Origin of the sequence: Chryseobacterium sp. Leaf404 (assembly GCF_001424145.1) — a bacterium.
Lineage (GTDB): Bacteria > Bacteroidota > Bacteroidia > Flavobacteriales > Weeksellaceae > Chryseobacterium.
In genome coordinates this window covers 131260-156545 of sequence record NZ_LMQM01000010.1, presented here as the reverse complement: position 1 = coordinate 156545, position 25286 = coordinate 131260, and the positions used below count along the sequence as shown (strand labels likewise).

At 37.6% G+C, this 25286-nt stretch carries 22 protein-coding genes; 9 read left to right on the top strand and 13 right to left on the bottom strand.

What is annotated here, in order from left to right; translation table 11 throughout:
* Positions 1 to 95 precede the first annotated feature (95 nt).
* From acs to nhaA, 4 genes are all read left to right on the top strand, one after another.
* Positions 96 to 2003 carry an acetate--CoA ligase gene (gene acs / locus ASG31_RS06420; RefSeq protein ID WP_056029458.1) on the top strand — a complete coding sequence of 636 codons (1908 nt, stop codon included), beginning with the start codon at positions 96 to 98 and terminating at the stop codon, positions 2001 to 2003.
* A gap of 280 nt (positions 2004 to 2283) precedes the next feature.
* Positions 2284 to 2649 carry a hypothetical protein gene (locus ASG31_RS06415; RefSeq protein WP_056029455.1) on the top strand — a complete coding sequence of 122 codons (366 nt, stop codon included), beginning with the start codon at positions 2284 to 2286 and terminating at the stop codon, positions 2647 to 2649.
* 120 nt (positions 2650 to 2769) lie between these two features.
* Positions 2770 to 4974, top strand: coding sequence for a RelA/SpoT family protein (locus tag ASG31_RS06410; RefSeq protein ID WP_056029452.1), 2205 nt, complete (start codon positions 2770 to 2772; stop codon positions 4972 to 4974).
* A 4-nt stretch (positions 4975 to 4978) separates the two neighbouring features.
* Positions 4979 to 6142 (top strand): Na+/H+ antiporter NhaA, encoded by a 1164-nt coding sequence (gene nhaA, locus ASG31_RS06405; RefSeq protein WP_056029449.1) that lies wholly within the window; start codon positions 4979 to 4981, stop codon positions 6140 to 6142.
* A 3-nt stretch (positions 6143 to 6145) separates the two neighbouring features.
* Here the strand turns inward: nhaA and ASG31_RS06400 are convergent, their stop codons facing one another.
* Both ASG31_RS06400 and ASG31_RS06395 read right to left on the bottom strand, forming a co-directional pair.
* Positions 6146 to 6526: a hypothetical protein gene (locus ASG31_RS06400; RefSeq protein WP_131725510.1), complete on the bottom strand. Its 381-nt coding sequence runs from the start codon at positions 6524 to 6526 to the stop codon at positions 6146 to 6148.
* A 23-nt stretch (positions 6527 to 6549) separates the two neighbouring features.
* Entirely contained in the window at positions 6550 to 7533 is a 984-nt protein-coding gene (locus ASG31_RS06395; RefSeq protein WP_056029443.1) for a YihY/virulence factor BrkB family protein, read from the bottom strand.
* A 175-nt stretch (positions 7534 to 7708) separates the two neighbouring features.
* Between ASG31_RS06395 and ASG31_RS06390 the strand changes: the two genes are divergently transcribed.
* Positions 7709 to 8182 carry a 23S rRNA (pseudouridine(1915)-N(3))-methyltransferase RlmH gene (locus ASG31_RS06390; RefSeq protein WP_056029440.1) on the top strand — a complete coding sequence of 158 codons (474 nt, stop codon included), beginning with the start codon at positions 7709 to 7711 and terminating at the stop codon, positions 8180 to 8182.
* A gap of 1 nt (position 8183) precedes the next feature.
* Here the strand turns inward: ASG31_RS06390 and ASG31_RS06385 are convergent, their stop codons facing one another.
* The 6 genes from ASG31_RS06385 to ASG31_RS06360 form a co-directional block, all read right to left on the bottom strand.
* Positions 8184 to 8639, bottom strand: coding sequence for a tRNA (cytidine(34)-2'-O)-methyltransferase (locus ASG31_RS06385; protein WP_056029437.1), 456 nt, complete (start codon positions 8637 to 8639; stop codon positions 8184 to 8186).
* Positions 8640 to 8678: 39 nt separating this feature from the next.
* A complete protein-coding gene (locus ASG31_RS06380) occupies positions 8679 to 9500 on the bottom strand; it encodes a tetratricopeptide repeat protein (protein ID WP_056029434.1) in 822 nt (273 codons plus the stop codon).
* Positions 9497 to 10063 carry a phosphatase PAP2 family protein gene (locus ASG31_RS06375; protein WP_056029430.1) on the bottom strand — a complete coding sequence of 189 codons (567 nt, stop codon included), beginning with the start codon at positions 10061 to 10063 and terminating at the stop codon, positions 9497 to 9499. The genes ASG31_RS06380 and ASG31_RS06375 overlap by 4 nt, the downstream gene beginning before the upstream one ends.
* Positions 10063 to 10404: a twin-arginine translocase TatA/TatE family subunit gene (locus ASG31_RS06370; RefSeq protein WP_056029428.1), complete on the bottom strand. Its 342-nt coding sequence runs from the start codon at positions 10402 to 10404 to the stop codon at positions 10063 to 10065. Before ASG31_RS06370 ends, ASG31_RS06375 begins: the two co-directional genes overlap by 1 nt.
* 61 nt (positions 10405 to 10465) lie before the next feature.
* A complete protein-coding gene (locus tag ASG31_RS06365; RefSeq protein WP_056029425.1) occupies positions 10466 to 11683 on the bottom strand; it encodes a TCR/Tet family MFS transporter in 1218 nt (405 codons plus the stop codon).
* A 270-nt stretch (positions 11684 to 11953) separates the two neighbouring features.
* On the bottom strand, positions 11954 to 14848 hold the full coding sequence (locus tag ASG31_RS06360; RefSeq protein WP_056029423.1) for a protein translocase subunit SecDF: 2895 nt from the start codon (positions 14846 to 14848) through the stop codon (positions 11954 to 11956).
* Positions 14849 to 15054: 206 nt separating this feature from the next.
* On the opposite strand from ASG31_RS06360, the gene ASG31_RS06355 reads away from it, so the two are divergent.
* On the top strand, positions 15055 to 16416 hold the full coding sequence (locus ASG31_RS06355) for a PQQ-dependent sugar dehydrogenase (RefSeq protein WP_056029420.1): 1362 nt from the start codon (positions 15055 to 15057) through the stop codon (positions 16414 to 16416).
* An 18-nt stretch (positions 16417 to 16434) separates the two neighbouring features.
* Here ASG31_RS06355 and ASG31_RS06350 read toward each other — a convergent pair whose 3' ends face one another.
* The 5 genes from ASG31_RS06350 to ASG31_RS06330 all read right to left on the bottom strand — a co-directional run bounded on the left by ASG31_RS06350 (position 16435) and on the right by ASG31_RS06330 (position 22969).
* Positions 16435 to 17658 (bottom strand): hypothetical protein, encoded by a 1224-nt coding sequence (locus tag ASG31_RS06350; protein WP_056029417.1) that lies wholly within the window; start codon positions 17656 to 17658, stop codon positions 16435 to 16437.
* A gap of 3 nt (positions 17659 to 17661) precedes the next feature.
* Positions 17662 to 19020 (bottom strand): oxygen-independent coproporphyrinogen III oxidase, encoded by a 1359-nt coding sequence (gene hemN / locus ASG31_RS06345; RefSeq protein WP_056029415.1) that lies wholly within the window; start codon positions 19018 to 19020, stop codon positions 17662 to 17664.
* A 98-nt stretch (positions 19021 to 19118) separates the two neighbouring features.
* Positions 19119 to 20003, bottom strand: a complete 885-nt coding sequence (locus ASG31_RS06340) for a sialate O-acetylesterase (protein ID WP_117585837.1) — start codon at positions 20001 to 20003, stop codon at positions 19119 to 19121.
* 251 nt (positions 20004 to 20254) lie between these two features.
* Entirely contained in the window at positions 20255 to 21274 is a 1020-nt protein-coding gene (locus ASG31_RS06335; protein ID WP_056029409.1) for a WD40/YVTN/BNR-like repeat-containing protein, read from the bottom strand.
* 51 nt (positions 21275 to 21325) lie between these two features.
* Positions 21326 to 22969: an APC family permease gene (locus ASG31_RS06330; protein ID WP_056029406.1), complete on the bottom strand. Its 1644-nt coding sequence runs from the start codon at positions 22967 to 22969 to the stop codon at positions 21326 to 21328.
* A gap of 164 nt (positions 22970 to 23133) precedes the next feature.
* On the opposite strand from ASG31_RS06330, the gene pnuC reads away from it, so the two are divergent.
* The 3 genes from pnuC to dapF all read left to right on the top strand — a co-directional run bounded on the left by pnuC (position 23134) and on the right by dapF (position 25279).
* Positions 23134 to 23793, top strand: a complete 660-nt coding sequence (gene pnuC, locus ASG31_RS06325) for a nicotinamide riboside transporter PnuC (RefSeq protein WP_056029403.1) — start codon at positions 23134 to 23136, stop codon at positions 23791 to 23793.
* A gap of 13 nt (positions 23794 to 23806) precedes the next feature.
* Positions 23807 to 24418 (top strand): hypothetical protein, encoded by a 612-nt coding sequence (locus ASG31_RS06320; protein ID WP_056029400.1) that lies wholly within the window; start codon positions 23807 to 23809, stop codon positions 24416 to 24418.
* A gap of 93 nt (positions 24419 to 24511) precedes the next feature.
* The gene (gene dapF / locus ASG31_RS06315) at positions 24512 to 25279 is read left to right on the top strand and encodes a diaminopimelate epimerase (protein ID WP_185113199.1); all 768 of its coding nucleotides are present in this window, start codon (positions 24512 to 24514) and stop codon (positions 25277 to 25279) included.
* Positions 25280 to 25286 lie beyond the last annotated feature (7 nt).

Below are 25286 nucleotides of genomic sequence, written 5' to 3'. Positions count from 1 at the left end.
GAATATTTTAAAACAAAATCTTTGTGAAACCTTGCGTTAAAACCAGTAATTACATTCAAAAATTAAAATAACAAATAATTCTAAAAAGAAAAAGTATGAGAAATTACGTGATAGAAGATTTACCGCACTACTTTCAAGAGTACAAAAAATCAATCAAAAACCCTAAAAAATTCTGGGACAAGGTGGCTGACCAAAATTTTGTCTGGTATCAAAGGTGGAGCAAGGTGGTAAAATATGATATGAATGAGGCAAAAATCACATGGTTTAAAGATGCTAAATTAAATATCACCAAAAACTGCCTAGACAGACATTTATCGGTACGTGGCGAAAAAACAGCAATAATCTGGGAACCCAACGACCCGAAAGAAGAAGCACAACACATTTCTTACAACGAACTGTACGAAAGAGTCAACAAAACCGCAAATGTTCTGAAAGACATGGGCATTGGGAAAGGCGACAGAGTCTGCATCTATCTTCCTATGATTCCTGAACTTGCGGTGACTATGTTGGCTTGTGCGAAAATTGGAGCGGTACACTCAGTTATTTTTGCAGGATTTTCGGCTTCTGCGGTAGTTTCGAGAGTAAATGACTGCGGTGCAAAAATGCTGATCACTTCCGACGGAAGTTACAGAGGAAACAAGGTTTTAGATTTAAAATCAATCATCGATGAAGCTCTGGAAAAATGTCCGACTGTCGAAAAAACTTTGGTGGTAAAAAGAACCCACAATGAAATAAAAATGATGGAAGGAAGAGATTTCTGGATGGCTGACCTGTATGAAAAAGCTTCCGCAGATTTCGTGACGATCATCATGGATGCTGAAGATCCCTTGTTTATTTTGTACACTTCAGGTTCTACCGGAAAACCAAAAGGAATGCTTCACACTTCGGCTGGTTATATGGTTTACTCGGCTTATACGTTCAAAAATGTTTTCAATTATCAGGAAAATGACATTTACTGGTGTACCGCAGATATCGGCTGGATTACCGGACATTCATACATTCTTTACGGGCCTTTATTGAATGGCGCAACCACCGTTATTTTTGAAGGTGTTCCCACTTATCCTGAACCGGACAGATTCTGGGAAGTTATTGAAAAGCATAAAGTTACTCAATTCTATACGGCACCAACTGCCATCCGTTCTTTGGCAAAAGAAAGCGCTGAATGGGTAGACAAACATGATTTAAGTTCATTGAGGGTGATCGGATCTGTTGGAGAACCTATTAATGATGAGGCTTGGCATTGGTTCAACGATCACGTGGGAAGAAAAAAATGCCCGATTGTAGATACGTGGTGGCAAACAGAAACAGGCGGAATCATGATCTCTCCTATTCCATTTGTGACGCCTACAAAACCTACTTACGCAACGCTTCCTTTGCCGGGAATTCAGCCGGTTCTGATGGATGACAAACGCAACGAAATTACAGGAAATCAGGTTACAGGAAACTTGTGCATCCGTTTTCCGTGGCCGGGAATTGCCAGAACAATTTGGGGTGATCATCAACGATATAAAGAGACTTATTTCTCAGCATTTCCGGGGAAATATTTCACTGGTGATGGTGCTCTAAGAGACGAAGTTGGTTATTACAGAATTACCGGTCGTGTGGATGATGTGGTCATTGTTTCCGGGCATAATTTGGGAACAGCTCCGATTGAAGACAGCATCAATGAACATCCGGCAGTGGCAGAATCTGCTATTGTAGGCTTCCCGCATGACATCAAAGGAAGTGCTTTGTACGGTTTTGTGATTTTAAAAGATTCAGGATCAGACAGAAAGCAGGAAAATCTGGTTAAAGAAATTAATCAGTTGATTTCAGATCAGATTGGTCCGATTGCTAAACTGGATAAAATTCAGTTTGTTTCCGGACTTCCGAAAACCCGTTCAGGAAAGATTATGCGCAGAATTTTAAGAAAAATTGCTGAAGGAGATTTTAGTAATTTCGGCGACACTTCTACTCTATTGAATCCTGAAATTGTGGAGGAAATTAAAAATGAGAGAATTTAATTTTATTTAAATAATTTAGTGCCTGTTTAATTTTTTAGACAGGCTTTTTAAATGTAAACTTTTTCAAAATGAAGTTGATCTATTTTCTTGTAGGAATTTCTATAAAATGATTAAAAAAATAGCGGAAACAGAAAATTGGAAAAAAGAAAGACAATAGAAAATTTCTTAAATAATAATAAATTAATATAGATAAAATAATAAATATTAATTTTATTTAAATTTTAAATAATTATATATAAATTATTCTTATCTTTAAACAACCAATTCAAAACAGTTTATCATGTCTACAATTATAACCGGTGTTTTCCAAAAACACAGCGACTACAAGAGACTCGAGATCGAGTTGGAAATGGCTGGTTTCGGTGATGAAGACTACATTGTATACATTACAGAACATCATCATGATTCGCCTTACATAGCAAGTGTACAGATATCAGAATACACGCAGGAAAATCTGGCAAGAAAAGTTTTTGCTGAAAATTCTGTACTTAAGATATATCTTTTTGAAAACATGAGCATCAGTCAGGCATCTTATGCTACCGTTAAAAAGTACATTGATGCGAAAAACAAATCTGAAATTCACGCAAGTCCCGAATTCAAATTTAAAGGTGCCACAGAAGGCATGGACTCTGAAGTAAAATTTTAAAATAAACTGATTCTAATAAACTAATAACCTTATCCGCAGCTAAAAACTGCGGATTTTTTGTGGGTTTAAATTGATAACTGCATTTATTTTTCGTATTTTCGTCTGATAAAGCCTTCGCAAATGAGTTATGACCTGGAACAGGAGAATAAAGAAATTCTCGCAAGATATAAAGATCTGATTTCTAATACGTACCGTACTTTAGATGAAGAACACAACAAACTGATAAGAAAGGCTTTTGATATCGCTCTGGACGCTCACAAAGACCAGAGAAGAAAATCCGGGGAGCCTTATATTTATCACCCTATTGCCGTTGCAAAAATTGTCGCCACAGAAATAGGTCTGGGCGCCACATCCATTGCCTGTGCACTTTTGCATGATGTAATCGAAGATTCAGATTATACGTTTGAAGATCTGCAGAAAATATTCGGGTCTAAAATCGCTGAGATCGTGAATGGTCTTACCAAAATTTCGATCATGAACCATCAGAATATTTCTGTTCAGTCTGAAAATTACAGAAAACTTCTCCTTACACTTTCTGAAGATTTCAGGGTAATTCTGATCAAAATCGCGGACCGCCTTCATAATATGCGTACTCTCGGAAGTATGGCACCAGACAAACAGAAAAAAATAGCTTCAGAAACGGTCTATATTTACGCTCCAATGGCACACCGTCTAGGTTTGTACTACATCAAATCTGAGCTTGAAGATCTTTCATTAAAATACAACAACCCTGATGTTTACAATGAAATTACCTCAAAACTTGAACTTGCAAAAGAATCCCGCGAAAAATACATTGAGGAATTTAAAAATGAAGTATCAGACCGTCTGAAAGATGAAGGTTTAAACTTCAGCATCAAAGGAAGGGCAAAAGCCATCTCATCAATCTATAGGAAAATGCTGAAACAGGGCGTTTCTTTCGAAGAAGTTTATGATAATTATGCGATCAGAATTACTTATAAATCTGATGCCAAAAATGAGAAATTTCTTGCCTGGAAAATATATTCAATTGTAACAGATGTCTATCACTCCAACCCATCCAGAATGCGGGACTGGATTACCCAACCTCGTTCTACTGGGTATGAAAGTTTGCACTTAACCGTTTTGGGACCAGACAGAAAGTGGATTGAAGTTCAGATCCGTTCCGAGAGAATGGATGATATTGCTGAAAAAGGCGTCGCAGCCCATTACAAATACAAAGAAGGCTACAAACAAAGCACTGAAGACCGTAATTTTGAAAAATGGGTGACGGAAATCCGTGATGTTTTGGAACAGCAGCAAAATCTTACTACATCTGAACTTTTAGATAACATAAAACTCAATCTCTATTCAAAAGAGGTATTTGTCTTCACCCCGAAAGGCGAAATTAAAATACTTCCAACCAACGCTTCTGCTCTGGATTTTGCGTTTTCTGTGCACTCAGATTTGGGAATGAAATGTTTAGGAGCGAAGATCAACGGCAAACTGGTTCCGATTTCCTATAAACTCCAAAATGGTGATCAGATCGATATATTATCTTCTCAAAACCAGAAACCAAAATCAGACTGGCTTGAATTTGTGGTTACTTCAAAAGCCAAATCAAAGATCAAAGGTTACCTGAATTCCCAGAAAAACACCCTGGTAGATGAAGGGAAAGAGATTCTTCAGCGTAAACTCCGTCATGCGAAAATCAATTTTAATGATGAGGAAATCAATAAACTTCAGAAGTTTTTCAATCTTAAAACATCTCAGGAATTATTTTTAAAATTTCAGAGCAACGAGCTTGATGCCAGCAGTTTAAGAAAATATATTGAAAGTAAAAATGTGTTTAATAACCTGCTTTCAAGATTCAGAAAATCACCGGCAAAGAATGTTCACTACACCGAACAGAAAGAGCAGAATCTGGATATGATTGTTTTTGGTAAAGATGAAGAAAAACTCAATTATTCTTATGCTAAATGCTGTACCGTAATTCCTGGAGACAAGATTTTCGGTTTTATTACCATTTCTGAAGGAATAAAAGTACACAGCGACGTATGTCCTAATGCCATAAATCTTCGCGCACAGTACGATTACCGTGTAATTCCTGCCAAGTGGGTGAATGAGGAAAGCTTTAAAAACAGAGTGAAAATTGAGATTGAAGGTCTCGACAGAATGGGAATGATTAACGATATTACTACCGTAATCAGCGGTGCGATGGGAATGGATATGAAAAGCATGTCTATAGAATCCAACGACGGAATTTTTACAGGAAATATTAATCTTGAAGTAAAACATACAGGTCAGCTCGAGGAAACTTTTAAAAAGCTGAAAGACATCAACGGAGTTTCAAGGGTAAGAAGATTATAAAAATATGAAACTCAGTAACTACTTTATCAATTTTCTGAAAAGCAACCAGTCTTCAGGAGTTCTGCTGATATTCTGTGTTGCCGCAGCTTTGGTAATTGCCAACTCTCCGTTAAATGAAAATTTCATTTCACTGTTAAATCACAAAATCGGAGCAGAAAATTTACACCTGAAATATTCTGTGAGTACCTGGATTAATGATGGTCTGATGGCCATATTTTTTCTTTTGGTAGGTCTGGAAATCAAAAGAGAAATTCTGGAAGGCGAGCTGGCAACATTTAAAAAAGCTTCCCTTCCCATTTTTGCGGCCGTTGGCGGAATGCTTGTTCCTGCTCTGATTTTTCTGGCGTTCAATCTTAACACAGATGTAAGGAATGGATGGGGAATTCCGATGGCTACAGATATTGCGTTTTCTCTCGCAGTTATTTCACTCCTCGGCAGTAAAGTGCCTTCTTCGCTGAAGATTTTTTTGGCAGCGTTGGCGATTGTTGATGATCTGGGAGCAATCCTGGTAATAGCTTTTTTTTATACCGATTCAATCTATCTTTCAAGCCTTTTCATTTCTTTTGGAATTGTAGGATTTTTAGCTTTATTAAATTTCCTGAAAGTTAAAAAAATCATTTTTTATTTGATTCCCGGACTTTTTCTTTGGTTTTTTCTGCATCAGTCTGGCATTCACGCAACAATTGCTGGCGTTCTGCTGGCGTTTACCATACCCACAAATGAATCATCTGTGATCCCGTCTCCGCTTGAGAAATTAGAGCATAAACTTCACATACCGGTTAACTTTGTCATCATGCCCATTTTTGCTCTCGCCAATACCAATATTCGATTTGAGAATGGGATGGTTGAAGAACTTTTCAGTGGTTTGGGGATGGGAATTATTGCTGGCCTGGTTGCAGGAAAACTCATTGGAATCAACCTTTTCTCATTCATTGCTGTAAAAATGAAAATAAGCGCACTTCCAAAGAAATCTAAGTGGAGACACATGATTGGTGTTGGGCTTTTGGCGGGAATAGGTTTTACGATGTCTATTTTTATCGCTCTGCTTTCGTTTAAAAACGATATTGAAATTCAGAATGAGGCGAAATTTGCTGTTCTCACAGCATCGGTGATTGCCGCAGTTTCGGGAGTTTTGGTTTTAAATTTCAGACCCGGAAAAAAAATATAATCATTAATTTTTCATTAGAGTCCACGTTCCTTTAGCAGTTCCCATTTCCCAGGTTCCGGCTTTGTTCTGTAGATTTCCGTAGATAATAAACCCCTGAGGAGATTTTACAGTGGTATTGAAAGAAGATCCGATCAGGCTTGTCCAGTAAGAATCTGTGCCACCACTAGCACTTCTGCTCACTTCTGCAGAAGCATTTTTAGCAACATTCACCGTAAGATTACCGCTGAGATCTCCATAATACGTTCCCGTCCATTTTCCCATAAATTCTGAGGTAAAATTTTCCTGTGCTCTCTTTTCTTCAGCCTGATCTAAAATATGTTGGCAGGAATGCAGGCTTACAACTGCAGTCAGGAGAACTACCTGTGTGATTATCTTTTTTATCATTGTATCTGTTTTCTTCAAGTTTCTTACTGCTTATCGTCCCCTTGCGAATCGGTTTCTGAAGTATCGGAAATATTTTTTTCTTTTTCGTTTTTCAGGGCATCAGCAAGCAGTTTTTCAACTCTAAGTTTTCGTAATGCCATATTTAGTTCGTTTCCGAAAAGGAGAAGATACACATTCACATTGATCCAGACCATCAGTAAAATCATACTTCCGATAGAGCCGTAAAGTACGTTGTATCTTGCAATATTTTTTACATAAAGGGTGAAGAAATAAGTGGTAATTATAAACAAAACTGTCGTAAGAATTGCTCCGGGTACCGCCTGCCTGAAACGGACAATCTTCACCGTGCCGAGCCAGTAAAACAGCGCCAGAAGAAGAAAAAAGAACAGCGGAAATGATACAAAACCTATGATTGCTGTAAGGTTTTTGACCAGCCATGTAAGATTATCACTCGGTGTAAAAAGTTTTACTACCACTTCCACGTAATACACTCCAAAAAGAGTTAAAAAAACCATCGTCACAAATCCTATTGTGATAAAGAATGAGAGAATAAATTCTTTAACATCGGTAAGTTTTTCTTCGGATTTCTCATTAAAACCGCTGATGAGTGCGAAAGTTCCGTTGGTGGCAAAAACCAAAGCGATAAGAATCGTTAAATTGCTGATTCCCTTCATATTGGGAATAATATTCTCTTCAATATAAGATCTCACATCGCCTTCAATATTACTGGGAAAAATATTGTGCATCAAAACTTCAAAAATATAAAACTGAAGCTTGTCATAGTGCGGCAGATAAGGCAAAACCGAAAGGAGGAAAAGCAAAAAAGGAAAAAGGCTCAAGGTAAAATTCCAGGAAATCCCTGCTGCTTTTCTACCGATTCTGTCTTTGAAAATACCTGCAAAATAGATCTGGAACATTTCCCACAGAGAAATTCCCAGTACAGGAAGGTGAATGTCTTCAAAAAATTTCTGAACCTTTAGGATTACTTTAGGAGTTTTAAAAGCCATTTCGATTAAATCTTTTTTAAACTGAAAATGTAACTTCTGAAGTCATCAATTTCAAGTTGGAAAACGTTTAAATTTTGTTTAAAAGGTAAATGTAAACAAATAAAATCATTTTCAAAAATCAGGCCCGATAAAGTCTGATTCAAATTAAATATCTTTGCAGTCTAAAAATTCTACAATGCGCATTTCACTTCTCTGCATAGGTAAAACAGACGATAAAGAAATCAATTTTCTCATTCAGTATTATCTTACCCGTCTTCCGCGACACTGGAATTTTGAAATTACCGAGATTCCTGATATCAAAAATGCAAAGAATCTAACAGCTGAACTTCTGAAAAAAGAGGAAGGCAAATTATTTTTAAATCAAATCGACAGAACAGATTTGGTCATTCTTCTGGACGAAAAAGGAAAACAGTTTACCAGCCGTGAATTTGCGCAGAAAATTGATGTATGGATGAATTCTTCAGTGAAAAAAGCACATATTCTGATTGGTGGAGCGTACGGTTTTTCAGATGAAATCTACAGCAGAGCCAACGAAAAACTGTCATTATCAAAAATGACTTTTACTCACCAAATGATCCGCTTATTTATCGTTGAACAGGTCTACCGTGCAGATCAGATTTTACAGGGAAAACCTTATCATAATGATTAAACTACAGTTTCAGATTAAGCTGTCTTTTCGCTTCTCCCACCACAAAAGCAACTGAATTGGCAATATTAAAACTCCGTATCAGTTTAGACATCGGAATTGTAAGATGATTTTCAAAACGGTCTAAAACATCTTTGCTCAACCCTTTACTTTCCTTCCCGAAAACCAACCAGTCGCCATCCTGAAATTCTATTTCGAGATAGGATTTTTGAGCATGGGAACTCATCAGAAAAACCCGCGACAAATCACGAATATTTTTCATCCATTCGTCTACATTACTGTATTCGGTAACGTCCAGATGAACCCAGTAATCAAGGCCGGAACGTTTCAGATTTTTATCATCAATTAAAAATCCCAGTGGATGAATGAGGTGTAATCTGCTTTCGGTTCCTACACACAGTCTTCCTATATTTCCTGTATTGTTTGGTATTTCAGGTTCTACGAGAACGATATTTAACATGAATGGAGAAAAAATTTATAAAGATGAAAAACAAAGAGCTTACTGCGTTTTTTTGATGCATTTAGCTGCGTAATCAGGCAAAAGAGATTTCTCATGTCCCAGTGCTATGGCTTTGTCTAAATTTTCGCAGGCTTCCTTAGATTTTGCAGTTTCAAACAGAACTGCGGCTTTTGTAACATAAGACTGAGAAAATTTGGGATCTATAGAAATCGATTTGTTGACGTCTGCCAGAGCTTCTTTATATTTTTTCATCTGAACATACACTTCTGCCCTTCCGTTGTATAAAAGTGATTCCGGACGTTCTGCAAGAAGTTTGTTGTAATCTGCCAGTGAACCTTCAAGATCCCCTGAACGTTTTTTCAACGTTGCCAAACCTGTTTTTGCAAAAAGATTTTCTGGAGCGAATGTAAGAATATAGTTCAGGTCTTTCAGGGCAAGATCTTTTTTGCCCATATTGTCATAGACTTTAGATCTTAAAAGATAAAGGTTGGCATTCTGATCATCCACTTTAAGTCCGGAAGTGATGTATTCCAGCGCTTTCGGGCGGCTGCCTTTTGTATTGTGCAGTGCTGCAAGGTTTTCGTAAACAGAAACTGAAAGAGGATTAGTAATGAGCGCAGACTCGAAAGATTTGAATGCTGCAGAGGTTTTACCGAGTCTTCGCTGTGCTGTTCCAAGCTGAACGTAATAATCTGATTTGAATTTCTGAATCAGCTCTTTATCTGCCAAAATCTGATACTGTTTTTCTGCGCACAGAAAATCGTTTTTGCGCATGCAGTCTTCTGCAGCTTTTTTATCCTGACCATGGATACAGATCATTGAAAACAATGCTGTGCCTAAAAAAAATAGTTTTGCTGTCATTGAGATATGGTTTGTTTGTTGATCACTTTTTTTGCGAGTAAGGCAAATACCACTCCCACCAAAGATCCTGCAAACGCCCCCACCAAAATATCTCCCGGGAAATGTACGCCCAAATAAATTCTGCTGTATGATACCACAGCTGCCCAAAAGAATACGAAATAAGGCAGCCACTTGATTTTTTTTCCTAATAAAACCGTTAAATAAGATGCCAGAAAGAAAGTATTAGATGCGTGGGCAGAATAGAAACCGTGTTCTCCGCCGCATTTTACAATTCTCATCAAGCCCTGTAATGACGGGTCATGGCAAGGTCTCAATCTCTGGACACCGTGTTTAAATACACCCGCCATCTGGTCTGAAACTGCAGTTCCTATTGCCACAAAAATTAAAATGAAAATAAAAGATTTCAGCTTAAAGTTCTTGTAAAGAAAATAGCAGAAAATAGCATAAAGAGGAATCCAGATAAAGGTCTTGGAGATTAAAATCCAAAACTGGTCAAAGGGCTGGCTTCCGAGAGTATTCAGGTACAGAAATATCTCTTTGTCTTCTAATACTACTTCTTCCATTATCTGCTTACAGGCCCTTCGTAAGTATCATCTTCAGAAGGTTTGATTATAGGTTTATCGTCGGTTAATTCTTTCGGTCCTGTATTTTTAAGATCGTCCTCCAGATTATTTAAAGGATTATAATCTTTGGCAGCATCTTTAATCTTATCGATTTCTTTTTTGATATCAGAAACCGGATTATCGGCTTCTTTCATGATTTCTGTTTTGATTTCATCCACAGCACCACGCATTTTTCTTACGCCTGCACCCAGATCACGGGCAATAGACGGAAGTTTATCGGGACCGAACAAAACAACGATTGCCAGAACGATGAGAGCCATTTCTCCAAAGCTTAATTCCATTTTGTAAAAATACAAAAGATTCAATATAAATCTTCAGTTTAGGTTTAAATTTAAAGATATTTTAAGATTTCTTTTTTTCGAAAGCATAATACGTAATCACCACACTTACACTCATCATGATGAATGCCAGAAAAAACGGAGCGCCGGGAAATCTGAACTCGGCATTTTTTTCACTGAATCTGTAAAAAAGATACGTCATCAGAGGTGGTCCGATAGCTGCTGTAATACTCATTAAACCGGTGAGAGCCCCCTGCAGCTCGCCCTGCTCATTATCTGCCACGTTGCGGGAGATTACAGATTGCAGAGCGGGACCACAGATTCCGCCCAGACAATACGGGATTAAAATCACAAACATCATCCATCCTTCTTTAGCAAAAGCAAAAAACAGCATTCCTACTGCATAGAAAGACAGACCGAGATAGATGCTTTTGTATTCACCTAATTTTGGAGTGGTGTATCTGATTAAAACTCCTTGCACCAAAGCGACTAAAATTCCCACCACAGCAAGCGAAAAGCCCACCATTGCTGTACTCCAGTTAAATTCGCTCTGTGTGAAATATGTCCAGTTGGTCTGTACCGCATGACCCGCGATATAAATTAAAAAAAGACTGATGACCAAACCGGAAAGTTCGCGGTGCTTCAACAAAAATTTTAATGATCCTATGGGGTTTGCCCGCTTCCAGTCGAACTCTCGTCTTTTGTCTTTGTCTAAACTTTCGGGAAGAATAAAATATCCGTAAAGAAAATTTACCAGACATAAAACTGCCGCAGCATAAAAAGGAACTCTTGGCCCAAAATGCCCTAAAACTCCGCCCAAAAGAGGACCTATAATAAAACCCAAACCAAATGCAGCGCCGATCATTCCGAAGTTTTTTGCCCGGTCTGTATCGGAAGAAATATCTGCGATGTAGGCGCTTGCCGTGGTAAAACTTGCCCCAGTAATGCCGGCAATCACCCTTCCTACAAATAAAAGCCAGATATTGGGTGCCAGTGCAAGGAAAATATAATCAATGGCAAAACCAAAGAGTGAAATTAAAATAACAGGTCTCCGCCCGAATTTATCGCTGAGATTTCCAATGATCGGTGAAAAAACAAATTGGGTAAATGCATAGGCAAAGCCCAGCCAGCCACCGTATTTTGCAGCATCACCTACGTTTCCGTGGATGAGTTCTTCGATCAGTTTCGGAATTACGGGAATGATAATTCCAATCCCGATTACATCGATTAAAAGTGTAATAAAGATAAAGCCGATGGCTGCACTTTTCTTTGATTTTTCCATAGGTGCAAAATTACTGAAAAGTGAAAAAATGTAGTCTTTTATTTTTCATTTAGATTAAATTTAAATAAAAATCCAAATGAGTTTAATCCAATTTGATCCTGAAATTTTACAGCAAATACTCCAATGATTTTTTGAATGGTTTTCGTCACGGGAAAGTTTGTTTCGCTTACTGTTTTATTTTACTCATATAAGTAATTAGAAAATTTAAAAACTCCAAAAAAAAGGACTGCCTTAAAAAAGACAGTCCGTATAACTTAATTGTAGTTAAATTTATTTTGAAGCCAAAACTTCTTTGTCCGAAGTTGATCTTCCTTTCACCTCTTCTTCCTTCCCTGTTTTCAGGAAGTCGTATGCAATCGCGGATGCAATGAATACGGATGAGTACGCACCGAAACCGATACCGATTAACAGGGCAAACATAAATCCTTTAAGATTGTCTCCACCGAAGATAAAAATAGCAAGGATTACCAATAATACCGTGAAAGTGGTGTTGAACGTTCTACCCAAAGTACTTGAGATAGAGTCATCAAACAAACCAGCTAATGTCACCGATTTTTTCTCTCTTAAATATTCCCTGATTCTGTCGAAGATAATTACAGTATCGTTGATTGAATATCCCAATACCGTAAGAATTGCCGCAACGAAATCCTGATTGATCTCCATATTAAACGGCATGATATTGTGTAGCAGTGAATACGCTCCCAGGATAATGATAGCATCGTGGAATAAAGCTACGACCGCACCTAAAGAAAACTGCCACTTTCTGAATCTGATCAGAATATAGATGAAAATACCTGCCAAAGCCGCAACTACAGCAAGAATCCCGTGTGTTTTGATATCATCTGCTACGGTAGGACCCACTTTTTCTGAAGATACAATACCAGCGTGATCTTTATCTGCAGCCTTAAACTCTTCTAAAGTCATTTTTGCAGGAAGATTAGCTTTTAGACCTTCGTATAATTTCTTTTCTACAGTCTGATCTGCTTTTAGAGATTCATCATCAATAAGGTAATCGGTAGAGATTTTAAGCTGTCTGTCGTTACCGAAAGTTTTTGCTTCTACTGAAGAATTTTTTCCCTCATCAGTTCTGAAAAGTTTTACTAAACTTTCTTCTGCTTCTTCAGCGCCGACATTTTTATCAAATCTCACTACATAATTTCTACCTCCGGTAAAGTCGATTCCGTATTTGAAACCATTGGTGAAGATTGAAACTAAACTTATAATCGTTAAAACAGCTGAAACAGCGTAAGCAATTTTTCTTTTACCGATAAAATCAATCCAAGTATTTCTGAATAAATTCTTCGTAGGAGCCGTCCAAACTGAAAGCCCTTTTCCTTTTTCAAGTCTTGAGAAAATCATTACTCTTGATAATGCTACAGACGTGAATAAAGTCATGATGATACCAATACCTAAAGTAATCGCAAATCCTTTAATAGGACCTGTTCCGAAGAAGAACAGAACAGCTGCTGTTAATAAAGTGGTAAGGTGACCGTCAATAATTGCATTTAAAGCGTGTTTAAATCCGTCTTTATAAGCCTGAAGAATACCTTTTCCAGCGAAAAGTTCTTCTTTTGTTCTTTCATAAATAATGACGTTCGTATCTACCGCCATCGCCATCGTAAGTACCATACCTGCGATACCTGGAAGTGTAAGTGTGAAGTCACCGGAATCCATAATTCCGAAGATGTAGAATAAGTTGATGATCATCGCTATAACCGCATAAACACCAGCTCCACCGTAGTAGAAAATAATGTAAACGATGATAATAAGGAATGCAATTGCGAATGACATCATCCCCGCGTTGATAGATTCCTGACCCAATGACGGACCTACAACAGTATCCTGAACCACTTTTGCTCCTGCAGGAAGTTTACCAGCTCCCAAAACGTCTACCAATTCTTTGGCTTCTTCCTGAGAGAAGTTCCCTGAAATCTGGGTTCTACCGTTAGGAATTGCGCCTACAACATTTGGTGCTGTATAAACATTTCCGTCAAGAGTTACTGCAACTGGTCTTCCAACGTTTTTCTCCGTTAAAGTTTTCCATTCTTTGGCACCTTTAGAATCCATCTGCATATCTACTACTATTCTTCCAAGATCATCGTAGCTGATTTTTGCTGTTTCTACCGCTCCGTCTACCGGTGCTTTCTGGTTGATATTCCCTCTGATAGCGTAAAGCACAAGATCATCAGGAGATGTAGCTTCCGGCTTATATCCCCAAAGGAACTGAGTATATTTCAAGTTGGCAGGTCTTAGAGACTGAGCCACTTTACTTCTTAAAATTTTGTTTACAGTTGCAGTATCAGAAATTTTAATGTTTCCTACACCGTTTGACTGCAGTTTTTCGAACTGTAAAAGTTTTATTAGATCTGTCTTGTTAGAAATCCCGATAGAATCTCCTTTTGCAGTAATCATAGAGCCTAAAGACTGGAAATAAGGAACCACCTCCTCAGCTTTCTGCACTTCCCAAAACTGAAGTTTCGCAGATGTCTGAAGCATTTTTTTCACCTTATCTCTGTCTTTCATACCCGGCATTTCAACAGAAATTCTTGCTGTACCCGGTACTCTCTGAACGTTTGGCTGTATAGCTCCTACTTTGTCAATTCTGGTTCTGATCACTTCAAAAGCAGCATCTACGGAAAGATCAATTCTCTTTTTTACAATGCTTTTTACCTGCTCGTCTGAAGTATTATACTTAATTTCCTGAAGATTTGTATTTCCGAAAATTTCAGAATCTGCAAGTTTAAGATTTGCCCCTTTCGCTTTGTTTACTGCATCAAACTGAACAAAAAAATTGTCGATGTAAGATTTTGTAGAGTTTTTCTGTACTTCATCTGTCTTGTTTAGAGCTTCGATAAGCACAGGATTTGTGGAATAATTGGTTAAATCATTCACCAGATCTCTCTGATTGATTTCCAAAAGAACATTGATCCCACCCTTAAGGTCGAGACCCAGTTTCATTTCCTTGTCTTTGGCTTTAGCATAAGTAAGCTCTGTGTACCCAAGATTCAGAGTCTGCTCTTTCAGTCTCTTGATTTCTTTTTCGTTCCCATTCGCAGCTTCGATCTGCGATTCAATTTTGCTGGCGTACCAGGTTGGAATTAGCTCGTTAAAGCAAATTAACCCGAGGACAATAGCAACAATTGTAATAAGTCCTTTTCCTTGCATTTTGTTATAACTACGTTAAATTAAGTCGGCAAATATAACAATTTAATTGTATTTTTTTTGACTTTTTAACAATAGAAATCGTTTATTTTCAGACAAATTCAGTATTTATTAATGTTAAAAAAGAAATATACGATTTTTCTCCTGTACGATTATTTTATGGTACAGATTTTTCATCACTAATTTAACACCTTAAATACCAAATTATTATGAAAAAACTATTTTTTGCGATGGGCATTATCTGTTCATCGTATCTGTCATCGCAAAGCATCAGTCTGCAGGAGTTTGCAACCGGTTTTACAGCTCCCGTGGAGATCGTAAATGCCAATGATTCGCGGCTTTTCATAGTTCAACAGAACGGGATTATTAAAATTCTGCAGCCGAATGGTGTTACCAACGGAACCAGTTTTTTAAATATTTCATCCAAAATTACCTACGGCGGGGAACGAGGTCTCCTGGGGCTTGCATTCCATCCTCAATACGCCACCAATGGCTACTTTTTTGTTTTTTACAACAACACGGCAGGCAATCTTACAGTTGCCAGATATACGGTAAGCTCAAATGCAGATGTTGCAGATTCTGCAACCGAAAAAATTATCTTGAATATTCCTAAACCATTTGACAATCACAATGGCGGGAGCATCCATTTTGCACCGGACGGAAATCTCTGGGTTGTGACAGGTGATGGAGGAAGTGGCGGTGACCCGAATAACAATGCACAAAACAAAAATTCCCTGCTCGGAAAGATGTTGAGAATTGATATCAATTCTACGGGACCTTACAACATTCCTGCAGGAAATCCTTTCATCGGAGTTGACGGTGCAGACGAAGTTTGGTCTTACGGTCTTCGGAATGCATGGAAATTTTCATTTGATTTGACCTCAGGAAACGCCATGATCGCCGATGTGGGACAGGGCGTAATTGAAGAAATTAATTCTATGCCAATCACCCAGGGAGGAATCAATTACGGATGGAGATGTTATGAAGGAAACAGTACTTACAACACTGGAGGCTGCGCAGCCGCATCTACTCTCACATTTCCTCTTGCTGTGTATGATCACTCGGTCGGAAGATGCTCAATTACAGGAGGATATGTTTACAGAGGAACCGCATTTCCTGCGTTACAGGGCAAATATTTTTTCGCAGATTACTGCTCTACTCAGATTGGAATGCTGAACTCCGATAATTCCATTACATGGACGCCGGCTTTTACAGGAAATAATTTTTCAACATTCGGGCAGGATGCACAGAAAGAACTTTACGTAGCAGCGGTAACCAGCGGAAAGATTTTTAAAATTGTTTCAGGAACGCTGGCCACTGATGAAGCGGTAATGTCTGAACCCATCAAAGTTTATCCTAACCCTGCATCTGAAAAGATTTTTGTGAATATGAATAATCTTCAGAAAATCAGTGCAGAAATTATAAGCAGCGAAGGTTTGAAAGTTTTAGAACAAAGAGTTATAGACCATGAAAACGGGATTAATATAACAGGAATTCCGGCAGGAGTTTACTATTTGATCCTAAAAAACGGCGATCTGAAATCTCATAGTCAGAGAATCGTTATCAAGTAATTTCAGACGTTGTTTTTCTTATTTAATCTCAGGTTTTTTTAAATCTGAGATTTTTTTTACCCCAAAAAGTGTAATGAATATTATCTGCAGTAACACAATCATCTTATTGAAAAAAGACACATTTTCAACCTCATTATCAAAAAGATGCAGTGGAGTGAATACCATCAGCAGCAAAGATATGATGAAAATTATAAATTCAGATTTTGGAAATTTTTCAAAATTTAATGATTCAGTTTCTGAAGAATTCAGAATCCAAAAAAGGAGGAAAACAATCATCAAAGGAAAAGTCCAGATTCTGTAAGTATCATAGGCTATGGCGTGAAGAAAAAGTGGACATAAACAAATGAAAACAGTTGCGAAAAACAAAGTCAGGTTTTTTCTTAAATTAAATATTTTAAAAATTATCAAAAGCATAAAAGCGATTGGAATTCCGTAAAAAACAGTACAAGTTGACATCAAAATCCGTTGAAAAAAATGCGGATTCTGCGCTTCCCACTGATAGGCAAAACTTTTGGTAAATCCCGATGCAACCGAATCTGCAGCACTTTCTGAAATAAAACCTGAATCTTTAAGACTACTGAAAATCTGAGAATGGTTTAACCGTAAATGGTATTCCTGAAGATAGAAAACAGATACTAAAGAGGCCACTGGTAACATTAAAAATATAAACATTTTTCTCACCATCATTCCCTCCATAAGCTTTTTTAATGAAAATTCACGAGCTTGAATTTCAGATAAAATCAAAGCAAAAACACTCACGGGGATAAGAAGAAAAAACGAAATTTCATGAATAAAAACTGAAAGCCCTGCAATTAAAGAAGCTATAAAAACCTTTTTTTTTCGGATAAGAAAAACCGTCAGAATTGCCATCAGAAAGATGAGATGATCTAAATATCCTATCAAATGCGCCGAAAAAACCACGTATTGGGAAATGAAAAAAGTGAGATAAAATAAAACAGCAAGAGGTTGTATTTTTTTTCTGAAACTTTCCTTCAAAGCAATCATCAGAACAGCCAAATACAAGACTACAAGAACAACTGCTGAGACAATCGTAATATTTAATTCAGTTTTAGTGAAGAGAAAACCAAAAATTTCACCTGCCAAACCGCGTTTGATGATCCCAGAGTGATAATCCATCAGCCAGTGAGCCATTGCCCAGTCATTGGGAAAACGCACTGTTCTGCAGACACTGAAAAAAAGCGCATAAAAATACAGAACCGCTAAAAAAATTCTGCTTTTCATAGACTATATCGTCATTGAAAAAATTCTGGTTTCAGGCTTGTTTCTCATCATTCTGAGGTCAAAAACCATCGCTACATTTCGCGTAAATGCTCTGCCTTTTTCGGTAATTTTTATTCTTCTGTCGTAAATTTCAACCAGACCGTCCTGCTGCATTTCAGCGAGCATATCCATTGAGTTTTGCAGTTCCGGAAAAGAATTGGCATCTGTAAATTCAGTTTCAAGCTGGCACATTAGATTGAGAATATGCCTTCTTACTGAAAGATCTTCTGAATTTAAAATATGACCTTTTACCACAGGTATTTCGCCTTCTTCAACCATTTTCTGATACTCCTCCACCGTTTTTACATTCTGTGCAAAAGCATACCATGAATCTGAAATTGCAGACATCCCCAAACCAACCATTAGAAGAGTTTTGCTTGAAGTATATCCCATAAAGTTCCTGTGAAGTTTACGTTCTTTCATCGATTGATAAAGGTCGTCATGCTCGAGTGCAAAATGATCCATCCCCACTTCGATGTAGCCCAAATCTTCAAGTAATTTTTTACCGTCTTCGTATAAACGTCTTTTTTCGTCACCACTTGGAAGGTCATTTTCGTCGAAACCTCTCTGTCCAACACCTTTTACCCACGGTACGTGAGCGTAAGAATAAAATGCGAGCCTGTCTGGTTTCAGTTCCATCGTTTTACGGATTGTATTTTCCATGGCCTCCCAGTTCTGATGCGGCAGACCGAAAACCAAATCATGGCTGATGCCTCTATAACCAATTTCACGGGCAAATTCTGTAACTTCCTTCACCTTTTCGTAAGACTGGATTCTGTTGATTGCTTTCTGAACTTTCGGATCATAATCCTGAACACCAAAACTCACCCTTCTGAAACCAAGGTCATACAAAGTCTGCAAATGATCACGGGTTGTATTATTTGGATGGCCTTCAAATGAAAATTCGGGGTTTTCTGCAATTTCTACAGTTTCGAAAATTCCTTCAAGCATTGTCTTTAAGTTTGAGGGAGAAAAAAATGTAGGAGTACCGCCACCTAAGTGAAGTTCTTTAAGCTTTGGTTTTTCATTAAAAAGTTTTAAATATAAATTCCATTCTTTTAAAACAGATTCCAGATACGGAATTTCTACGCTGTGCTGTTTTGTAATTCTTTTGTGACAGGCACAGAATGTACATAAAGCCTCGCAAAACGGCAGGTGAATGTAAATCGATAGTCCCTCTCCGGGATTGGATTCGTTAAAAGATCTGATGACCGTTTCTTTATATTTTTCCGTTGAGAAACTGCTCTCGTCCCAGTAAGGAACGGTGGGATAAGATGTATAACGTGGTCCTGGAATATTATATTTATTAACTAAAGAATTCATGTGAGAAAATTTGTAAACCGCTATAAAGCCGGCAATGCAAAATTACTCATTAATGATGAATTACAAAGAATGACAAATGTTAGGGTTTTTGAGATTTCTTATTTTGTAATGAGTCTAAATACTTCTTCCGCAAATTTTTCTCCTAAATCAATGTAGCCTGCGCTGTCATAATGCCAATTATCGCTGTATTTGTAATTTTTTGTAGAACGAACAACCGCTCCTTTTTTATCGGTTTTTGCGAATTTTTCTTCGGCTTCCTGTATAATTTCACCAAAAGCCCAGATTTTACCTTTTTCATTTTTCCCGGAATCTGAAATTTTTCCAATCACGACAGGAATATCATCTTTTCGCAGAGAAGCACGCATCAAATTTATAAGATTGTTAAGGTGACCATAATATTTTTCTGCTACTTCTTTCGTAAAACCTCCGTCACTTTCTCCCTGCATCCACAGGATTCCCGAAGGAATTACTTCATCCTTTTTACCATCTTTATCAATATCAGAATCTTCTAAAGCCAAACTAAGTGTTTTCAGAAAATGATCATACTGATTTATTCCGTTTGAACCTCTGTACTCTGGCTCCCAGCAACCGAAATTGGCTTTTGCCAAACTGTCGATTGAAGTTCCCTCTTTTGCATATTTGATCAATGCAATTTTATCTTTTGGAAAAAGTTCTTTAAGTCTTTTTGCCAAAGAAAGTTCAAGCCCGAATCTATCTGAAAGCATATTGTTTCTACCATCAGTTTTAAAACCTGTTCCGTGACCGGGTTTGAGAATATCCCATTTTCCGACGCCACCGTTTTTGTCGCCGTCATCAGCAGTGTTTCCCTGAAAAATGTAGACGTCCTTGAATTCTTTTAAATCTTTCGGTAAATCTTTTGTGTAACCGAAACCGTTCATATTTGACTGACCAGCTAACATAAAAACTCTCATTTTCTGGGCAGAAAAGAGAAATGGCATTAGACTTAGAATTATTATTTTCATTTTTTTCATTATCAATTTTAGATAGGATTTTGCCCTTTCAGGGCTCTTTAACATTGTGAAAATACTGATTCCGTGGGCTTCACCCATGGCTAATGAAAAATCGCTCTTTCAGTGCTGAAATTTAACATCTTTAACCTCTTTAAGAAAGAAACGACCTATAGCTTTTGAAAAGTCGTACTTTGATTTCGTCGAAATAAAATTCATCGACTGATATAAGATCATTTGCGATTTCAGAGATCAATTACTTCAAATTAAAAGACAATTTTTGCTTTTAGAATTTTATCTTTTCCTGCGAAAACTACAGTATTCTGATCAATCCATTTACAGACAAACAAGCCTTTTTCGTCAGAAATTTTCTTCCATGTTTTCCCGAAATCTGAAGAGTATGAAATATGCTGATCTCCTACCGAAATTATCTCTTTTCCTTTCGAGCCAGGCTTTATTTTAACGCATGTCGTATAACCGGCATTATTTCCCGATGCCTGAATCTGCCATGTTTTCCCGACATCTGTGGACGTGGCAATGTTGTTTATATTTTCGTTCTGCTTCGTGTAATCCCCGCCCACTGCAATCCCGAATTTGTCTCCCGAAAAATCTATTGAGTAAATTCCCTGAGAAGAAATTCCCTGTACAAAAGGAGTTTCAAAAGCTTCAAGTTTATCATTTTTAAGATTCAGTCTGAAAATTCTTGAAGAATTTCCGCCCGTTGCCACATAAAGATAATTATCTCCGGCAGCGATATTGGTATTGCTTGCGGCAAAACCAGCTTCACCGGTTTTCATTTTTAAGTGAGCGTATTTTTTAGTAAGAAATTTTCCTTTTGCAAAGGTAAAATCAATCAGTTTTAAATTTGAATCTTCTGAAGGATCTGAAAATGCAAAGAACTTATTTTTATGAAAATACAAAGCATCATAAAAAGCAGTTTTGGCTGTATCTTTATAAACTACCTGATATTTCAAAGTCTTTTTATCGATTTTAAAAAACTGTGCAGGGCTTTCTATATTAATAGTGTAAAAAGAATTCTGATCCTGCGCCAGAGTTCGAAACTGCAGCTTTTTTTCTGAAAGAACCATTTGTTTTTTGTTTTCAGAATTCTTCAGATCAACATAACCGAATATAGATCCAGTACCGCTGTACCAGACTTTATTGTCGTAAATTTCTATCGCTCTGATGCTGATCTGATCGGAAAGAATATTGGTAAAGCTTTCGATTTTCTGAGCTGATGAAAACAGAGAAAATGTGATGATGGTGGTGGTGAACAGTTTTTTCATAATAATCAAATTTAGTCAAAAAAAAATTCCGCCCAGTGCGGAATTTAAAATTTATTTTTTATTGTCAATATCGATATCTACATCCTCCAAAGGCTTCTGCTCAGCCTTGAAAGTTTCTCCATAACCGCCGTTCTGCAGTTTTGAATTTCGTTTACTGTAAAGGAAGTAAATGATAAAACCGATAATCAACCATCCGAAAGAATACTTCTGTGCTTCTTTGCTCAGGTTAAAAATGAGGTAAACATTGATTGCGATTCCTAAACATGCGATAAGTGGTAATGCAGGCACTTTGAAGCTTCTTACCATATTCGGTTCTTTTACTCTCAAAACCCAAACTGCTACACACACCATTGTGAAAGCGAAAAGAGTTCCGAAACTTGTCATGTGTGCCAAATCATTGATTGGAGTAAGTGATGCAACAATTGCGATCACGGTTCCTAAAATCATCAGGTTTTTTCTTGGTACTCCTGAAGCAGGATTTACTTTAGAAAAAGTGGCAGGAATTAATCCATCTTTAGACATTCCCAGGAAAATTCTGGACTGCCCCATAATCATTACCATCAATACAGAAATTAAACCTACGGTTGCAGCAATGGTGATAATGTATCCAGCCCAAGCCTGCCCTGCAATATCAAATGCATACGCTACCGGAGCCTTGATTGCATCCGGATATTTTCCAAGTGGATTAAAATCTGTGTAATGCATCATCCCTGTAAGAACAAGTGATACCAAAATGTATAAAACTGTACAGATAATCAGTGAAGTGATGATGGCAAAAGGTACATCTTTTTTAGGATTAATCGCCTCACCAGCCTGCGTAGAAACCGCATCAAAACCTACATACGCAAAGAAAATTGCAGATGCTCCGGCAACAACCCCGGCAAGACCGTAGGCTTTGTGGGAAACCCCGTTTTCTGTGATAGTTGTAGCTTCAGGGATAAACGGAGACCAGTTGTCTACATTAATAAAAAATATTCCGGCAATAATCACGAAGATGATGGCAGAAACCTTTAATATAACAATGAAGTTATTTGCTTTTGCCGCCCCTTTTGTTCCTCTCAATAAAATCCAGATTACAAATAATACAATAAGTAAAGCCGGAAGATTTAAAAATAATTTGAAATTTGCGATTTCTGGCGCTGCATTAAAATTAGCAATGGTTTCCTGAAATCCTAATAACTTATCCGCAGGTAATTTTGCGTCAGCAAGCTGTTTTGTAGCTTCACCAAAGGCTTTGTGGGCAGTTCCGGGATCTGTGGTCATCCAGTATGGCAGATGAAGCCCGAACATTTTCAGCAGTTTACCGAAGTATCCTGACCAGGAAACAGCAACCGTCATTGATCCCATGGCGTACTCAAGTATCAAACCCCAGCCGATGATCCACGCAAAAATTTCTCCTACAGTTCCGTACGCATAGGCATAAGCAGAACCTTCAACGGGTAAAATAGATGCGAATTCAGCATAGCACAAAGCAGCAAAAACACAGGCAATACCTGCGATTACGAATGACAGTGCTAAAGCCGGTCCGGCATTATAGTAAGCACCAGTACCCGTAAGTACAAAAATTCCTCCTCCGATAATCGCCCCGATTCCGATGGCAGTAAGGCTCCATTTCCCCAAGACACGCTTGAGCTCGCTCTTCTGAATATCGGCTTCGTAAGCACTCATTGGCTTTTTAGCCCAAATTTTAGACATATAATTTAATTTAATTAAGATTTACGAAAATATAAAAAATTTAGAAATATTAACGTTTATTGCTCATATTTAGAACAAAAACTTTAAGTATCAATGATAAAAATCTGATTTTCACAACTTTTAGAAAATTATTACCTACCATAAAATTGATTATTTTTGCACCGATGAATTTCTACGATCTCTTCATAAAACCCTATGAGACATATACTTCTTTACAAATAGCTGTAGAAGCTGTGGCCTGTATATTTGGAATCATTAGTGTATATCTGTCTGTTAAAAAGAATATCTGGCTCTACCCTACGGGAATTATCTCGACGGTACTTTATGTTTATATTCTCTTTAACTTTGGGCTGCTGGGCGACTGTATGATCAATATTTATTATACGGTAATGAGTATTTACGGATGGATTCTGTGGTCTAAAAACTCTGAAGATCATATTCATGTGGATGTTCAAAAGGCAACCAGGAAAGATTGGTTTTACAGTATCATTCTGTTTGCAGTGAGCATGATTCTGGTAACAGTTATTTATTATTACAAGCCATTTATAGACAATAATTTCTCCTCAGATGGAATCAGTTTTGGTTTATACCATCTTGACTGGGGAAACTGGCTGGACGTCATTACCACCTCTGTTTTTTTAGTTGGAATGTGGCTCATGGCCAAAAGACGCCTGGAAAGCTGGTATTTCTGGATTTTGGGCGACGTGATTTGTGTTCCCATGATGCTTTATAAAGAGCTGGGAATTACTTCGGTGCAATATTTGGTATTTACCTTCATGGCAATTAACGGACTTACTGCCTGGAAAAAAAGTTTAAAACAGTAAAATTTAAAATACGATGAAAAATTTAATAAAAATTTCGCTAAGCATTTTCGCTTTTATGAGTCTTTCTTCATGTACCGTATATTCTGATCAGGGTGCGGGATATGGAGATCCATATATGAATAACGGAGCTTACTATGCGCCGAGCAATTACTACGGAAACGGCGGATATTACGGAAACGACGGATACTATTACAGAAATGATATCAACTATTATTATGACCAGGGAGTTCCTTATTATTTATACGGAAACAACAGACAGAAGGTTTATATAGAACGACGTTCGGACGCTAGCAGTGGCGGAGTGAGATCCGGAAATTATGGCTTTACAACTCCTCCCACCAATACAAATACCAATAATGGTACGAGAAGGAATAATGGTTTCAGAAACACTCAGTCTAACCAGAATTCCCAGTCCCGTAATAATGGCGGGTTTAGAAATAATCAGCAGAACCAGCAGTCTCAGCAGAGAAATAACGGAGGTTTCAGGAATAACACTACTCCTTCACCAACGCCGAATACCAATACCAATCAAAATTCGGGAGGCTTCAGAAACGGCACGGATACCAACCGACAGAATACTGCCCCAAACAACGGAAGTACTAATGGATCCGGTTTCAGAAGGTAATCATCACAAATATCTTGCGAGCGGTTTTTGGCCGTTCGCTTTTTTGTTTAATAATGCGTAATTTTGCAGGCCATTAAAAAGAGATATCTCATCATGAATTTTTATAAATATCAGGGAACAGGAAATGATTTTATCATGCTTGATAACCGTGCCGGAGAATGGAATACTTTAGAAATTTCAGCAATCAAAATGCTTTGCGACCGACGATTTGGAATTGGCGCAGACGGATTGATAAAAATAAATTCTGCAGAAGGTGTAGATTTTGAAGTTGATTATTATAATTCTGACGGCTCAAAAAGTTTTTGCGGAAACGGAGCGCGCTGTTCTGTGGCATTTGCCCATTTTTTAGGGATTTTTAAAGAATCTGAAACTACCTTTACAGCCATCGACGGTCTTCATCAAGCTGAAATCAGTGGTGATATTGTAAAACTGAAGATGAGTGATGTAAAAGACATTTTAAAAGACGGTGAAGATTCTGTTTTAAATACCGGGTCGCCACACTACATTAAATATGTTACAGAAATTGCTGATGTAAACGTTTTTGAAGAAGGAAAAAATATCAGATACTCCCCTGATTACAAAGATGAAGGTATCAACGTGAATTTTGTGGAAGTACTTTCTGATGAAAAGATTTTTGTGCGGACTTACGAACGTGGCGTTGAAGATGAAACATACAGCTGTGGAACGGGAGTTACTGCCGCTGCGCTCACCTATCTTGAGAAAAACTCTGCCATGGAGATCGCTGTAAAAACTTTAGGCGGAGACCTGAAAGTTTATGCAGATAAAAATAAGGGATCTTTTGAGAACATCTGGTTAGAAGGTCCTGCCCGTCAGGTTTTCAACGGAGAAATTGAGATTTAGATAAAAT

Coding starts and splice junctions, on each gene's coding strand:
- ASG31_RS06335 (WP_056029409.1), bottom strand. CDS start 21,274: ATGAAAAAACTGTTCACCACCACCATCATCACATTTTCTCTGTTTTCA.
- ASG31_RS06370 (WP_056029428.1), bottom strand. CDS start 10,404: ATGGAATTAAGCTTTGGAGAAATGGCTCTCATCGTTCTGGCAATCGTT.
- ASG31_RS06360 (WP_056029423.1), bottom strand. CDS start 14,848: ATGCAAGGAAAAGGACTTATTACAATTGTTGCTATTGTCCTCGGGTTA.
- ASG31_RS06385 (WP_056029437.1), bottom strand. CDS start 8,639: ATGTTAAATATCGTTCTCGTAGAACCTGAAATACCAAACAATACAGGA.
- pnuC (WP_056029403.1), top strand. CDS start 23,134: ATGAATTTCTACGATCTCTTCATAAAACCCTATGAGACATATACTTCT.
- ASG31_RS06365 (WP_056029425.1), bottom strand. CDS start 11,683: ATGGAAAAATCAAAGAAAAGTGCAGCCATCGGCTTTATCTTTATTACA.
- ASG31_RS06375 (WP_056029430.1), bottom strand. CDS start 10,063: ATGGAAGAAGTAGTATTAGAAGACAAAGAGATATTTCTGTACCTGAAT.
- nhaA (WP_056029449.1), top strand. CDS start 4,979: ATGAAACTCAGTAACTACTTTATCAATTTTCTGAAAAGCAACCAGTCT.
- ASG31_RS06390 (WP_056029440.1), top strand. CDS start 7,709: ATGCGCATTTCACTTCTCTGCATAGGTAAAACAGACGATAAAGAAATC.
- acs (WP_056029458.1), top strand. CDS start 96: ATGAGAAATTACGTGATAGAAGATTTACCGCACTACTTTCAAGAGTAC.
- ASG31_RS06330 (WP_056029406.1), bottom strand. CDS start 22,969: ATGTCTAAAATTTGGGCTAAAAAGCCAATGAGTGCTTACGAAGCCGAT.
- ASG31_RS06410 (WP_056029452.1), top strand. CDS start 2,770: ATGAGTTATGACCTGGAACAGGAGAATAAAGAAATTCTCGCAAGATAT.
- ASG31_RS06415 (WP_056029455.1), top strand. CDS start 2,284: ATGTCTACAATTATAACCGGTGTTTTCCAAAAACACAGCGACTACAAG.
- ASG31_RS06380 (WP_056029434.1), bottom strand. CDS start 9,500: ATGACAGCAAAACTATTTTTTTTAGGCACAGCATTGTTTTCAATGATC.
- ASG31_RS06320 (WP_056029400.1), top strand. CDS start 23,807: ATGAAAAATTTAATAAAAATTTCGCTAAGCATTTTCGCTTTTATGAGT.
- hemN (WP_056029415.1), bottom strand. CDS start 19,020: ATGAATTCTTTAGTTAATAAATATAATATTCCAGGACCACGTTATACA.
- ASG31_RS06400 (WP_131725510.1), bottom strand. CDS start 6,526: ATGATAAAAAAGATAATCACACAGGTAGTTCTCCTGACTGCAGTTGTA.
- ASG31_RS06350 (WP_056029417.1), bottom strand. CDS start 17,658: ATGAAAAGCAGAATTTTTTTAGCGGTTCTGTATTTTTATGCGCTTTTT.
- ASG31_RS06355 (WP_056029420.1), top strand. CDS start 15,055: ATGAAAAAACTATTTTTTGCGATGGGCATTATCTGTTCATCGTATCTG.
- ASG31_RS06340 (WP_117585837.1), bottom strand. CDS start 20,003: ATGAAAATAATAATTCTAAGTCTAATGCCATTTCTCTTTTCTGCCCAG.
- ASG31_RS06395 (WP_056029443.1), bottom strand. CDS start 7,533: ATGGCTTTTAAAACTCCTAAAGTAATCCTAAAGGTTCAGAAATTTTTT.
- dapF (WP_185113199.1), top strand. CDS start 24,512: ATGAATTTTTATAAATATCAGGGAACAGGAAATGATTTTATCATGCTT.